Raw genomic sequence first — 12,580 nt, 5'->3', positions numbered from 1 at the left:
CTGCGTAATTGTTATTGTCCGTATCCTAAGAACAGCTCTGGTAAGAAAAGCGTCACTTGAGGGAAGATTGCTACCAATGCCAGTACGATGAACAGTGGCACTAGAAGAGGGATAACGCCTCGGGTTAATACATGGAATGGAATGTCACCAACGCGAGATACAACATACAGCGCCATACCCATTGGTGGTGTCAAAATACCAATCATAAGGTTAAGAATAGCCATCACACCGAAGTGAACAGGATCGATCCCAACAGCCGCCGCAACCGGTACGAGGAATGGTACCAACAACAGCAGTAACGCTAGTGATTCGATAAAGGTTCCTAGGAACAACAGTAATAGGTTAATCAGTAGAAGCAGTACCAGTGGGTTATCACTGATGGTTAGGAAATAGTCTGCGAGCATTTGCGGCAATTGTTCACGAGCGACAATCCAACCGAAGACGGTGACGCCCATAACCATAAGCGCAACAACAGCCGTGGTATTGACAGTTTCTTTTAGAATGTCGACGAAACCTGCGAATGTGAGCTGCTTGTATACCACCGTACCCAAAAACAGAGCGTAAAGAGAGGATACGACCGCTGCTTCTGTTGGTGTGAATTTACCTGAGAAAATACCACCGATGATGATCACTGGTGTAAGCAGGGATAAAAAGGCTTCTTTTAGCGACTTAAACTGCTCTTTGCGAGATGCTTTTGGCAGCGTCATGTAACCGCGTTTTTTACAAATGAAGTAGCTCATCACCATTAATGCACCACAACATAGGATGCCGGGAACTGCGCCCGCCAAGAACAGCGCACCAATAGAGGTATTGGAAACTACACCATAAATAACAAGTGGCACAGACGGCGGTACTAGCGGCCCGATGATACAAGATGCTGCGGTTAAACCACCTGCAAAGTCATCATGATACTTCGCGTCGCGCATGGATTTGATTTCAAGCTGACCTAAGCCGCCGGCATCCGCGAGAGCAGAGCCAGACATACCAGAGAACAGCAAGCTTGCCATGATGTTTACATGCCCTAAGCTACCGGTCACGTGGCCGACCATAGATTTAGCAAAGTTGAAAATACGTTCGGTTATTCCCGCGCTGTTCATCAAGTGTCCAGTGAGAACAAAGAACGGTACTGCGAGTAAGGTAAAGTTATCAATGCCGCCAAGCATTTGCTGAGCTGCAAAGTTGATTCCAGTACTGTTGGTTAATACCAAGAATACTAAAGCAACAAATATCAGTGAGAAGCCAACGGGCATACCTGCAAATAACAGCGCTAGCCAGCCGAAAATTGAACCTGCCATGAGAACTCCTTACCTCTGGGCAACTTGCGATGAGCTAGAAGCGTCTTCGCTTTTAGCTTGTTTAAACTCAGCTCCAATCGAGAAGATCTTTTGTAACTGTCGGACGACCATGAACACGCCACCAAGAGGTAGGCTGTAGTTCATCCATTTACTAGAAATGCCTAAGGTGATGAGTTCAAAGAAAGCAGTACGTTGTACGTGCTGATACCCGAGGTAAATGATGGCGAAAATGGACACCAACACAGCGAGTTCGAGTGCGATTATTAATGAATAACGGATATTTTGTGGAAGCTTATCCGAAAAAAAGGTGATGTTGACGTGGGTGCCTCGTTTGATGGCCATCGCGCAACCGATGAGTGACATATACATAAACAGCACACGAGCTAATTCCTCACTCCACAAAGAAGGATCGTTCAGCAACCAGCGTGTTCCTATTTGCCAAGTCAGCACCACTAACAGGGCTGCCATCAGCGGCACTGTTATGATTTCTTCAATATTATCAAATATTTTGCGTATCATTTTAGGCTCCAAGGCTGACCAAATCGGCCAGCCGAGATTACAACTTCAATTCAAGCGAACGTCGAATTGATTGCGGCAATTACATTGCAGCAAGTTTCTTAACGATAGGCTCGCCAATCTTCTCTTCGAATTCCGTATATAGAGGCTGCATTGCTTCACGGAATGGTGCGAGATCAGGGTAAGTGACTTTCACGCCTTCAGATTCAAAGAAAGAGATAAGCTCTGCTTCTTGTTTCTTAACCGATGCAGTATGAGCGGCTCCCGCTTTTGCTACTGCGTCAGTAATAATTTTCTTATCGGCATCAGACAGTTTTTGCCATGTTGACTCAGAGATAATCACCATTTGGTCGTTAACAATGTGGTTAGTAATGGCTAGGTTGTCCTGAACTTCGTAGAACTTCATTGTCTTAATGGTTGGCAATGGGTTTTCTTGACCGTCAACCGCGTTGGTTTGCAGTGCTAGATACACTTCTGAGAACGCCATTGGTGTTGGTGAAGCACCAGAAAGTTTTGCGTAGTTTAGGTTCGGTTTAGCGTTAGGAACGCGTAGCTTCAGGCCTTTGAAATCTTCAATCGTGTTTAGAGGACGGTTAGAGGTGGTTTCACGGGTACCGTTGTACCAAGTATCCAAAGCACGCCAGTTGAATTTAGTCAGCATTTCTTCACGCACGCCTTGACCAAAGTCTGAATCAAACATGCGACGTAGGTGTTCGTAATCTTTGGCAACGTAAGGTAGGGTTACTGCTTCTGCTCGTGGGATCCATAGACCCATACGGCCAAATTCAGCGTAAGTAATATCGAGATCGCCAAGGGTTAATTGCTGAAGCATAGCGCGGTCATCACCAAGTTGCGCGCTAGGGTATAAAGCAATTTTAATGTCGCCGTTACTCATCTCTTCTACTGTATCGGCAAGAAGTTTCGCAGAGGTATATTCCACAGATCCAACAGAGGCTTGCATGCCCATCTTAAGTGTTGTCGCCGCTTGTACTGAAACTGCACATCCTAATGTCAGCATAGCGATAGTAATTTTATTTATAGCTTTCATGTTCTTCCCTTTTGTCCATTGTTTGGCGAGATTCGCGAGTTTCAAAAAAAAATTTTATTTTGTTTGAAAAAAATCTTCGTTATGGATTATTATGGTCGTGAAGATTATTTTCAAATCAACTTTTCACAAACTGTGATCACGGACAAAATTTAGCCTAACTTATCTGTTTAAAGACTCGTTAAGCGGTTTTGGGACAAGGAAGCATGTCCAATATTTCGTTGACGCCAACATAAGACGAGAGGCTCGAAGTGAGAGATAAAAGTCTAAAAATCAGAGAATTAAAAGAGCAATTGCGTGGGCAAACGGTAGTATCTATTCAGCCAGTTGTCGGAAGTCCACTCGAGAAAACCGAATTTATTGTTGCCATGGCTCTAGCTGCGCAGCAAGCGGGTGCCAAAGCTTTACGTATCGAAGGTGTTAAAAATGTTGCGGCTGTAGCAGCTAATGTGACTATACCAATTATCGGTATCGTGAAACGTGACCTTATTGACAGTCCAGTTAGAATTACTCCTTATGTTGAGGATGTGGAAGCGCTAGCAGCCGCGGGCGCAACAATTATTGCGTTTGATGCAACCAGTCGAGTTCGTCCTGAATCTAGAGCGGTGATTGTAGACGCCATTCAACGCACGCCTTGTTTTGGTATGGCGGATTGTTCATGTTTTGAGGATGGCACTTGGGCTTATGAGCAAGGTGTGGAAATCATTGGTTCGACATTGTCAGGCTATGTGGGTGGCGAAGAGCCTACCGAGCCCGATCTAAATCTAGTTCGAAGATTTGCAGCCGAAGGCTTCTTTACCATGGCAGAAGGGCGATACAATACGCCGGAGTTAGCAGCAAAAGCGATTGCCAATGGTGCGATAGCCGTTACAGTAGGCTCTGCACTGACAAGATTAGAAGTGGTGACTCAATGGTTCAATGCGGCAACTCAAGCAGAGGTGAAACAGTATGAGCACGTTAGCTATTGATATTGGTGGTACTAAAGTTGCTCTAGGATTGGTTCAAAATGGTGAACTGATAGAGCGTGCTCAGCTAGCGACGCCTGAGACGACATGTGTACAAGAGTTTGCTAGTCAAATTCTTATAAAGTGTCGGTCATGGATGCACCAAGTCACACAGATTGGCATTTCTACTACGGGATGGGTGAAACCAGAAGGCATTACTTCTATTAATCCCGATACTCTTGCCTTCCCTCAGCCGTTCCCTTTACATAAAGAGATAGAAGCACAAACGGATAAGCCTGTTGCTATTCTCAATGATGCTCAAGCGGCAGCTTGGTATGAATATCGCTCTCTCAAAACCCCCGTAAACAATATGGCTTACATAACGGTATCAACTGGTGTAGGTGGTGGTTTGGTTCTTAACGGGAAACTGTATAAAGGGAGTCAGCATCTCGCTGGACATATCGGCCATACCAGTATTGATATCAATGGTCCCGTCTGTGGTTGTGGGCAACGTGGTTGTGTTGAAAGCATTGCCTCTGGAACAGCAATTAACCGAGTTGCTCGTCAAGCTATTCACCCGACAATCTCGAATATTGAGTTGTTTGAACTCGCCAGCAACAATGCGCAAGCAATGGACATCATCAAAAAGAGTGCGTATGCGGTTGCTCAGCTGTGTTGCAATTTGAAAGCTACACTAGACTTAGATCTTGTTTGTCTAGGTGGAGGAATAGGGCTGACAGAGGTGTACATCCCATTAGTTCTGGACTATATCGAAACAATGCCAGCAGCATTTCGAGTAGATGTCGTTAAGGCAACCGGTGATTATGATGCATGTTTATTGGGTGCTGCAGCCCAATTCTCATAGCGAAATGGGTAAAAATTAGTGTTTCACAGCCTCATAGGTTGTTGATGGAAGGAATAGATAGACAAATGACGATACGAGCAATCACAGCCAAGACGATTTTCGATGGCGAGCAGTACCATTCCGACTCTGCATTGGTTTGGAAAGGAGACCGGATTGTAGACATAGTCCCCACGTCTACATTGCCTAGCTCAGTCATTGTTACTGATGTTGGCGACAAAATTGTTGCGCCGGGATTTATCGATATTCAAGTGAATGGCGGCGGCGATGTCATGTTTAACTCTGATACAACTGTTGACGGTATAGACACTATTTGTCGAGCCCATCGTCAACACGGTACAGCCTATCTATTACCAACCTTGATCAGCGCAACGCCAGAGGAAATGAAAACGGCGTTGATTGCTGCGGAGAGTGCGATCGAGCAGGGTGTGGCAGGTGTATTAGGTGTTCACCTAGAAGGCCCTTGGCTTAATAAAGACAAGAAAGGTGCGCACGATGCCAGTAAGTTTTATAGCCCAACGATTGAACAGTTAGAAGCTTTTCCGTGGTTAGAGCGAGGGGTTAGCTTGGTCACGTTAGCGGCAGAGAATGTCGATACGCAGGCACTAAATTGGTTGCAGCAGCATCACGTTGTGGTGTCTTGTGGGCACAGTAACGCAGCTCAGCATCAGTTAACGGCAGAAAAACTTGCTTCAGTAAATGGTTTTACGCATTTGTTTAATGCGATGTCGCCGCTTGAAGGGCGTGAGCCTGGTACTGTTGGCACGGCATTGATGACCGACCATGCTTGGTGTTCAATTATTGTCGACGGTATTCATGTTGCAACGCAAAACGTTTTGATGGCTCATAAGCTTAAGCCAGAAGGGAAGCTGCTTATTGTGACCGATGCGATGGCGAGTGTCGGCAGTAGAACCAATCGCTTTGTCTTAGATGGTGAAGAAATTTCGGTACAAGATGGAAAATTGGTGAACTCAAGTGGATCTCTAGCTGGTGCGCATATTGGCATGGACCAGTCTGTCGCTAATGCCATTGCCTGGGGACTGAATGAGGCTGAGGTATTGAGAATGGCTTCAACCTATCCAGCCGAGGCGCTTAATCTGGACGACGTGGGTATTTTGAAGCCGGGTTACCGAGCCGCTGCAACCATACTTAATTCTGATTACAGCTCCTATGCGGTATTAGTTGATGGTACGCTAAATCCTTAGCTTCTGTTTATGAAGTTAGTTTGCTTGTAATTTCGCTGAGGTAATAAACTCGCCAAAGCTTTCACACCAAATGATCGCTGCCGTGTATTGGCTTAAATCTGTGCCTTCTGGCAGCGATAGCAAGAATCTATCGAAGGTTTTCACATCTCCCACCTGTAACATGTTGGCTTTGTTAGTATTAAAATCCGCTTCTGTTTCCACATATATTGGAGATAGGTACAGTTTGTAGTCAGGCCCCGGAGCAAGTTCGCCAATAAACATAGCGCTGTCATTGGTAAAACTGATATCGCCTTCACCCCAATGAAAAAGATCGCTGTCTTGTCGGTCTTTATCGAATGTCCCTTTGACGACGATTTGATTGACATCCGCAGTGACGCTTGCGATTGAGGGGGAATCAGGCTGAGTAAGAATCGGCAGGACATAAATACCCAACATAAACCCAAAGAATAAGGCTGCAAGGTGGCTAAAAAGTAACAGAACTCGCTTCATGTTCACTCCTTGAACAAATAATTTTATCTTAATTTACTTAAACATAGTTCAAGCAATACGTCATTGGAACTGATGATTTTGGATCGTTGATATGATTTTTTCTCGCGTCGCTTTATGGTCCTCATCATTGACGAATCGACGGTGATAGATCATGCGATATTGCACATTGCGAATATCAAGGGGAATGGGCATGACTTTGAGACCCAGCATGGGCGCGAGGTGATTCGCTAAGGACAAGGTTGATGCGCCCAGCAGATCCGTTGTCGCTGCGAGTGCTAGCATACTTGAAACGGACCCTGTTTCAGCCTTTATCGTTCTTATAGGCATTGGTTTTTCTGCTAAAAAATCCATCATGTTAACGTTGTTACGACGTATTTTTAGCGCAATATGTTGTTGTTCGAGGTACTGTTCCGTTGTTAGTGATGTGCCAATATTCGGATGGTCTTTTCGGCAAACACACACCGCAGGCTCATCAAAAATGTCTTCAACGATATGTGATTGGCTTTTGCTAGTGGCAATGTCGATTGCGAGATGGACTTTCTGCGAATCGATGTCAGCGAGAAGTTGCTGCTCGCTGAGCGGGGTTTCGATAAACGACAACCCCGGCAAATCACAAAGCAGGTGCATCAGGCTTTCGTTGCAATAGACTCGAGTGACTTCCTGTTTTTTCTCAACGGTCTCTAGAATGGCAAGGGGCGTCTCAATCTTATCTGCCAACGCAACGGCCGCTCCTGTTGGTGCAATTCCACGTCCAGAACGGACAAATAGCGTTTTCCCCACCACGACTTCTAATCGTTTTAATGCCGCACTTACTGCTGGCTGAGTCAGTTCCAACTCTTCTGCTGCCATTGTTATAGAGCGATGACGATAAACCGCGCCAAAAGTTGTAAGTAGATTTAAGTCCATAACGACCTGATTTAGTGAGTGTTATTTCTTATCCTAGCAGAGCAAAGGTGACTGTCAATTGACCTTAGTTGGAGTGCGCTAATTCGAATTTAGACTAAAACGCATAAATTAAATTTATGTATAAAGCTAAATTGGCTCTATTTTTCGTGTCTTTGGTTATGTTTAAGATAGTGAACATAGACACATGGATGTGATTTTTCCATTCAATCAAGAGATTTCGAGAAAATGAAAAATGTCCGTATTGTCTCAATTATGGCTTTAATCGCACTCATCTTTAGTGGTTTCGCCTACTCCCAAAACTGCAACGTTGAACCGTTAGAAGCAACAGAATATTCGTTGCTCAGTAACAACTGATTTCTCTCATTTATATTCATTTATTACTTTTCCCTGTTATGGGAGAGGAGGAATTATTATGCCAAAAATCCATAAAATGACTGCTGTTGCTGGCTCGATTCTTCTATCGGCGTCAGTTTTAGCTCAAACCCCTTTTGAACATTACCAGTCTGAAAATTCAGCTAGTTTCTCAGGTTACAAGCACTATAACTACGAACAAAACGTCAATACCGAAGAGTTGATGAAACAGGGTGGGAAAATCTATTCTTCACCAGAGGAAATACATGCCATTTTGCAAGGAGGGCTCAAAACAGATATCCAGACTGGCGAAGAACTCTGGAAAGAAGGTCTAATGTTTGATGGCATTGAACCAATGGATCATATGGTTACTGCCGCCAATTGGTACCCAAGGACGGAAGAGCTGTTAACCAACGAAATGCGTGTGACCTTCATGGGGACATCCCCTATGATTCGCCCTGGTCAAGCTAATACCTCCATATACGTAGAGTTAGGCAACGGTGACAATTTCGTGTTCGATATTGGTGAGGCGTCAATTGCTAACTATATTGGGGCTGGTGTTGCGCTAAACGAACTGGACAAAATTTTCATAACTCATTTGCATGTAGACCATTTTGGCTCTCTTCCTTATTTGTACCAATTTGGAGGTTGGAATGGACGGTGGGAAAAACCACTAACGATTTATGGTCCATCAGGTCGCAACCCGGAAGATGGGACGCGACATATGGTAGAAGGCATGCTGCAAATGCTTTCTTGGCATCAAGACGCGTTTGATGTTTTCCCATCAGGTAATGATATAGAAGTCGTCGAGTTCGACTTCAAAGACGATGGCGGCATTATCTATGATGTTGATGGCGTCAAAGTATCACATTGGAGACGTTCTCACGCAAAAGATGGTGCCTCAGCGTATCGCCTTGATTGGACAATCAATGACGAAGAGTCGCTCTGTTTTGTCTGGACTGGGGATGGTCGACCTACCGAACTTGATATTCAGTATGCCAAAGGTTGCGATTTGTTCGTAACCGAGGTTCAGACTGAGCTCGTCGGATTAGCGTCCATCGTTCAAGGAGTGCCTGCTTTTCTAACACGCTATACCATTGATACTCATCATACGTCAGGTTATGCGGCGGGATGGCTAGCAGATCAAATACAACCACGTTTGTTTATGACTACTCATATGGAGTTTGACCCTTATTACAATAACGAAACTGTGGCTCAGGTACGTGAGCATTGGAAAGGTCCATATCACTTTGGTGCCCCCGATATGATAGTCGCGAACATTACACCGGACAAAGCATGGGTTCGAGAGGGGATTATTCCAGATTTTCCAAATAACCGAGCTCCCCAGTTTAATCTCAATGATGGTGAAGTTTTTCGTGTTCCAATGCCGAAAAATTCACGAGCCGATATTCAAGAGCAAGAGATTCGTGATTTAGAAATTGATGAAGCACTGTATTACCCCGAAGGTTACCACCCTCAACTATTGAAAGAATGGCCGTTGGATCGTGACCTGATCGTGCCAACGGAAGTATTGCCAGAAAGCATGAAGCAAGGGATGGGCGAGAAGCAGCGAATGGTTGATAAAATGCGCGAAGCTCATGGACTGGAACCTCGTTCCGTGCATCGTAAAGATTCAGCAGACCCATATCGCGAAACTCGTGAAGGCAATACCAAACAAGAACAAGAGTAGTGACTTTGTTTGTGGGCATAGAGCTCCTGTGCTCACAAACTCAAACTCCTTCCCAAACTTCAACAACGAGTAACCTATTTATGCGACGACTTACGATTGTAGTAACAGCGCTATATCTATGCACGTTTAAAGCAATGGCAGCGCAACACTCTCACGACACGTTATTTAGCCGAGACAACGCAATAATGGCTGCGGCCGCAGTGGAAACCGTTAATGTGTATTGTGTTGGAACTGGCTCTATGACCTTAGAGTATACCGAACACAACTCGAAAATAGTCCGTGAAACAATAGAAGGACTTTCTGAAGATGTGCTTAACGAACCTTACGTATTTAATGAGGAAGATCCTCTGTACCTTCAAGGTGTTGCTTTAGGTGAGCAACTCATTCAAGAAGCAGAACAGAAAGGTCACGTTAGTCAAATGTGTACACAGCCAGAGGAACAAAAACGATGAAAAAGACCACGATGATTTTAGCCACCTTCATTCCTTCATTAGCTATTGCTTGCGGTGCACATGTTCATAATACGTTGCCCCACTATGAAAATTATACCGAGTCGTTGGTGGCGATGTCTGTTTGCAAGGTAAATGAGCATATTTCAGAGCAACAATCTGCAGTGTGGTTTAAAAAATTAGCATGGGTAGCGAATGGCACTGACGAAGAATTGTTTGAGCATTATGCACATTTTGCCGCAGAACACGTGAGTAACATTGCTAATGATCCCGATATGTTACCTAAGTGGAATGCGAGTTATTGTAAGGATCAATTCTTTGATGTGATGGAAATGGATCAAGTCGTTTTGGAAGACCTTTACGATGAGCAAGAACTCGCTGATCGAGAGTTTAACCGGCAAATAAAAGAAAGTGGCCTGTCGGGTTGATAGGTTTCACTGCGTTGGTGCCCACTCTGTTGTATTCATAGATTGGGCATTTTAATTTCATAACGTCATTGTTTGTAGAGTTGAGTATAGATATTGTAATGATAATGATTATCATTTTGATCTATAAGTGGAGTAAATGTACTATTCGCGACTCCTGATAACTACATAAATATAATGATGAATGTAACTCTTAGAAAAGCGATTTTGCTTGCTTTTGCTCTTCCTCAAGTGACGTTTTTTGCGGTGGCAGAGAGCTCAACAAATGATGATACCGAAGTCATGGATGTCTACGGGACAGGCTACACGAGGCCGTTAACGATTGATAAACCGGGTGAAACCTTGGTGACTCAAGAAAAGATTGAAATTGAACAGCCAACAAACATAGCAGAGCTGTTTGAAGACATCCCAGGAGTCTCTTTTGACGGTGGTGCTCGTGCTGGTGGCGAACGCATTAGCATTTGGGGTTTTTCTGACCCTAGTGATCTTGGCGTGTATGTTGATGGTGCACCTATTGGTTTTGAGCAATATCGATATGGTTCGTTCTTTTTTGACCCGTACTTAATTGGTGAAGCTGAAGTCACCAAAGGCGCTCACGATGTTCAAGCGGGTAGTAAATTTGGTGGTACTATCCGGATTAGAACAAAGTCGGTAGATGAACTGCTAAAAGCGGGCCGTAAAGTCGGTGCTCGAGTTCATTTAGGTTACAACGATAACGATGACCAGACCCATATCGGTGTCACGGCGTTCGGTAAAGCGGACAATGGAATTTACGCACTCGCTTCTGGGACGTGGAAAGACGCTAATGATATTCGAGTTGGTGGAGGAGACTCGCTTGAATACTCCGCATATAACCAAAACAATGGTCTATTTAAAATCGGATACGAGAATGCAGTCCATCTTTTTGAAATCAGCCATACCTTTTATAACGATGAGGGGCGACAACCTTGGGCGACCCGCCGTGGAGTCTTTGCCAAGATAAGTGACTACAATATCCGCAAATACGGCTCATTAGAAGCGGCAAAATACGCCTACACAGTACAAAACGAATACAAAGATAAAACCACATCGGCCCGATACTCATATAACCCAAGCTCACCTTTAGTGAACCTAAAAATCACAGCGGCACACAGTGACAATGAGAGGCACTGGCGTCGTCCTGATGTTGCTTGGAAGAAGATGTTCGTCTCCATTGGTGCGTACGGTCATGAATCATGGGCATCGTATCAGCGAGATTATGTCGACATTAACAACGAAATGAAAATTGGTCGCCAGACCATTACTGCTGGCCTGCAATATGAGAGAAACAATAGAGATACGCTCGTTCATAATGCTACCAAGATCTATAATAAGCCGAAGAAAAACTACGGTATCTTCATCCCTTATTACGATCCATCGGGTACGCAAACGATGTATTCCGCTTACTTGGCTGATAAAATTGAAGTCACAGATCGTTTTCGTGTAACCCCATCTTTACGCTATGACTATGTAAAGTCTAAAGGCAAAGAAAACCCTGCGCCGGACTACAATGACCCGGCTGCAGGGCATGACTACAGTAAAGTGTCGCATGCCGGATTCAGCCCAAGGATTCAATTGGATTATGATCTTACGGATCAAACGTTATTGAACTTTGCCTATGCCTATCAAATGAAAGCCCCTTCAGTTGATGATATCTACGCGGTGCAATATGCGCGTGCCAAAGCCTCTGCGACAGCAAGAGAATTGGAAGCACAGCGCATTCATGCCTATCGTGCATCTATGATCAACAGCCTGTCTGGTCTGTTTGCTAACAAAGATATGTTATCGACGGAAATCACTGGCTTCTATAACGATGTCACCAACAATGTAATGAACCGAACTGGGGTGAATCTGGACAGTGATCCGAATACGTTGCAGAGCTGGAAAGTGAATTTGGATGGCTATCGTAACTATGGTGTTGATGTGCAAGCACAGTATCGTGTTGCCGCATTTTTCGCCGATATCAGTGCAAGCTACATCGCAGGCAAACACAAGGGCTCATTGACAGACTCTAGTGGCGAAGATCAATATATGTACGGCATTCCACCGATGAGTGTAAAACTTGGCTTGGGCTATGAGTGGATTAAAGGGCTCACTACAGGCTATAAATTGCGTTGGTATGATGCACAAGAAAATGTTGAAGATTCCATCTACTTTGCCCAAGCGAGTGAACAATACACTCTTCAGGATATTTATGTCAGTTGGCAGCCTCAAGCGCACAAGGATCTTATGCTAAGAGCTACCGTGAAGAATATCGCAGATGTGTATTACGAACCTTATCTTTCAAATGGCGTTCCAGGGCCTGGTCGTGAGGTCAGGTTGAGTATGACTTACGATTTCTAACGCGCACTTCAGTGGCGAACAGATGGTGTTCTCGACATCATC

The 12,580-nt window shown here is 44.5% G+C and carries 12 protein-coding genes; 7 read left to right on the top strand and 5 right to left on the bottom strand.

The window, feature by feature from the left end; genetic code table 11:
- Positions 1 to 11: 11 nt before the first annotated feature.
- The 3 genes from siaM to VME0621_RS16555 all read right to left on the bottom strand — a co-directional run bounded on the left by siaM (position 12) and on the right by VME0621_RS16555 (position 2,859).
- Positions 12 to 1,295, bottom strand: coding sequence for a sialic acid TRAP transporter large permease SiaM (gene siaM, locus VME0621_RS16565; RefSeq protein WP_062458699.1), 1,284 nt, complete (start codon positions 1,293 to 1,295; stop codon positions 12 to 14).
- Between the two features lie 9 nt (positions 1,296 to 1,304).
- The gene (locus VME0621_RS16560; RefSeq protein ID WP_062458696.1) at positions 1,305 to 1,814 is read right to left on the bottom strand and encodes a TRAP transporter small permease; all 510 of its coding nucleotides are present in this window, start codon (positions 1,812 to 1,814) and stop codon (positions 1,305 to 1,307) included.
- Positions 1,815 to 1,893: 79 nt separating this feature from the next.
- Entirely contained in the window at positions 1,894 to 2,859 is a 966-nt protein-coding gene (locus tag VME0621_RS16555) for a sialic acid TRAP transporter substrate-binding protein SiaP (protein WP_006075310.1), read from the bottom strand.
- A gap of 248 nt (positions 2,860 to 3,107) precedes the next feature.
- On the opposite strand from VME0621_RS16555, the gene VME0621_RS16550 reads away from it, so the two are divergent.
- The 3 genes from VME0621_RS16550 (at position 3,108) to nagA (ending at position 5,867) form a co-directional block, all read left to right on the top strand.
- Positions 3,108 to 3,824 carry a putative N-acetylmannosamine-6-phosphate 2-epimerase gene (locus VME0621_RS16550; protein WP_062458694.1) on the top strand — a complete coding sequence of 239 codons (717 nt, stop codon included), beginning with the start codon at positions 3,108 to 3,110 and terminating at the stop codon, positions 3,822 to 3,824.
- Positions 3,805 to 4,665 (top strand): N-acetylmannosamine kinase, encoded by an 861-nt coding sequence (locus VME0621_RS16545; RefSeq protein ID WP_062458692.1) that lies wholly within the window; start codon positions 3,805 to 3,807, stop codon positions 4,663 to 4,665. The genes VME0621_RS16550 and VME0621_RS16545 overlap by 20 nt, the downstream gene beginning before the upstream one ends.
- Positions 4,666 to 4,730: 65 nt before the next feature.
- Entirely contained in the window at positions 4,731 to 5,867 is a 1,137-nt protein-coding gene (gene nagA / locus VME0621_RS16540; RefSeq protein WP_062458689.1) for an N-acetylglucosamine-6-phosphate deacetylase, read from the top strand.
- Positions 5,868 to 5,882: 15 nt separating this feature from the next.
- Here the strand turns inward: nagA and VME0621_RS16535 are convergent, their stop codons facing one another.
- Entirely contained in the window at positions 5,883 to 6,356 is a 474-nt protein-coding gene (locus tag VME0621_RS16535) for a DM13 domain-containing protein (RefSeq protein ID WP_062458686.1), read from the bottom strand.
- Between the two features lie 60 nt (positions 6,357 to 6,416).
- Entirely contained in the window at positions 6,417 to 7,262 is an 846-nt protein-coding gene (locus VME0621_RS16530) for a LysR family transcriptional regulator (protein WP_082795506.1), read from the bottom strand.
- A 412-nt stretch (positions 7,263 to 7,674) separates the two neighbouring features.
- Here VME0621_RS16530 and gntH point away from each other — a divergent pair, with 412 nt between their 5' ends.
- The 4 genes from gntH to VME0621_RS16510 all read left to right on the top strand — a co-directional run bounded on the left by gntH (position 7,675) and on the right by VME0621_RS16510 (position 12,538).
- On the top strand, positions 7,675 to 9,303 hold the full coding sequence (gene gntH, locus VME0621_RS16525) for a guanitoxin biosynthesis MBL fold metallo-hydrolase GntH (protein WP_062458683.1): 1,629 nt from the start codon (positions 7,675 to 7,677) through the stop codon (positions 9,301 to 9,303).
- An 80-nt stretch (positions 9,304 to 9,383) separates the two neighbouring features.
- Positions 9,384 to 9,755, top strand: coding sequence for a hypothetical protein (locus VME0621_RS16520; protein WP_062458680.1), 372 nt, complete (start codon positions 9,384 to 9,386; stop codon positions 9,753 to 9,755).
- Entirely contained in the window at positions 9,752 to 10,180 is a 429-nt protein-coding gene (locus VME0621_RS16515) for a hypothetical protein (RefSeq protein WP_031494541.1), read from the top strand. The genes VME0621_RS16520 and VME0621_RS16515 overlap by 4 nt, the downstream gene beginning before the upstream one ends.
- Before the next feature lie 174 nt (positions 10,181 to 10,354).
- Positions 10,355 to 12,538 carry a TonB-dependent receptor domain-containing protein gene (locus tag VME0621_RS16510; protein WP_062458677.1) on the top strand — a complete coding sequence of 728 codons (2,184 nt, stop codon included), beginning with the start codon at positions 10,355 to 10,357 and terminating at the stop codon, positions 12,536 to 12,538.
- Positions 12,539 to 12,580 lie beyond the last annotated feature (42 nt).

It is taken from the genome of Vibrio mediterranei (assembly GCF_900088415.1).
GTDB classification, from domain to species: domain Bacteria; phylum Pseudomonadota; class Gammaproteobacteria; order Enterobacterales; family Vibrionaceae; genus Vibrio; species Vibrio mediterranei.
This window is presented reverse-complemented; position numbering and strand designations above follow the sequence as displayed.

What these genes read in the sequence shown, in the direction of transcription:
- VME0621_RS16560 (WP_062458696.1), bottom strand. Translation starts at nt 1,814, where the DNA reads ATGATACGCAAAATATTTGATAATATTGAAGAAATCATAACAGTGCCG.
- VME0621_RS16515 (WP_031494541.1), top strand. Translation starts at nt 9,752, where the DNA reads ATGAAAAAGACCACGATGATTTTAGCCACCTTCATTCCTTCATTAGCT.
- siaM (WP_062458699.1), bottom strand. Translation starts at nt 1,295, where the DNA reads ATGGCAGGTTCAATTTTCGGCTGGCTAGCGCTGTTATTTGCAGGTATG.
- VME0621_RS16530 (WP_082795506.1), bottom strand. Translation starts at nt 7,262, where the DNA reads ATGGACTTAAATCTACTTACAACTTTTGGCGCGGTTTATCGTCATCGC.
- gntH (WP_062458683.1), top strand. Translation starts at nt 7,675, where the DNA reads ATGCCAAAAATCCATAAAATGACTGCTGTTGCTGGCTCGATTCTTCTA.
- VME0621_RS16545 (WP_062458692.1), top strand. Translation starts at nt 3,805, where the DNA reads ATGAGCACGTTAGCTATTGATATTGGTGGTACTAAAGTTGCTCTAGGA.
- VME0621_RS16555 (WP_006075310.1), bottom strand. Translation starts at nt 2,859, where the DNA reads ATGAAAGCTATAAATAAAATTACTATCGCTATGCTGACATTAGGATGT.
- VME0621_RS16535 (WP_062458686.1), bottom strand. Translation starts at nt 6,356, where the DNA reads ATGAAGCGAGTTCTGTTACTTTTTAGCCACCTTGCAGCCTTATTCTTT.
- VME0621_RS16510 (WP_062458677.1), top strand. Translation starts at nt 10,355, where the DNA reads ATGATGAATGTAACTCTTAGAAAAGCGATTTTGCTTGCTTTTGCTCTT.
- nagA (WP_062458689.1), top strand. Translation starts at nt 4,731, where the DNA reads ATGACGATACGAGCAATCACAGCCAAGACGATTTTCGATGGCGAGCAG.
- VME0621_RS16520 (WP_062458680.1), top strand. Translation starts at nt 9,384, where the DNA reads ATGCGACGACTTACGATTGTAGTAACAGCGCTATATCTATGCACGTTT.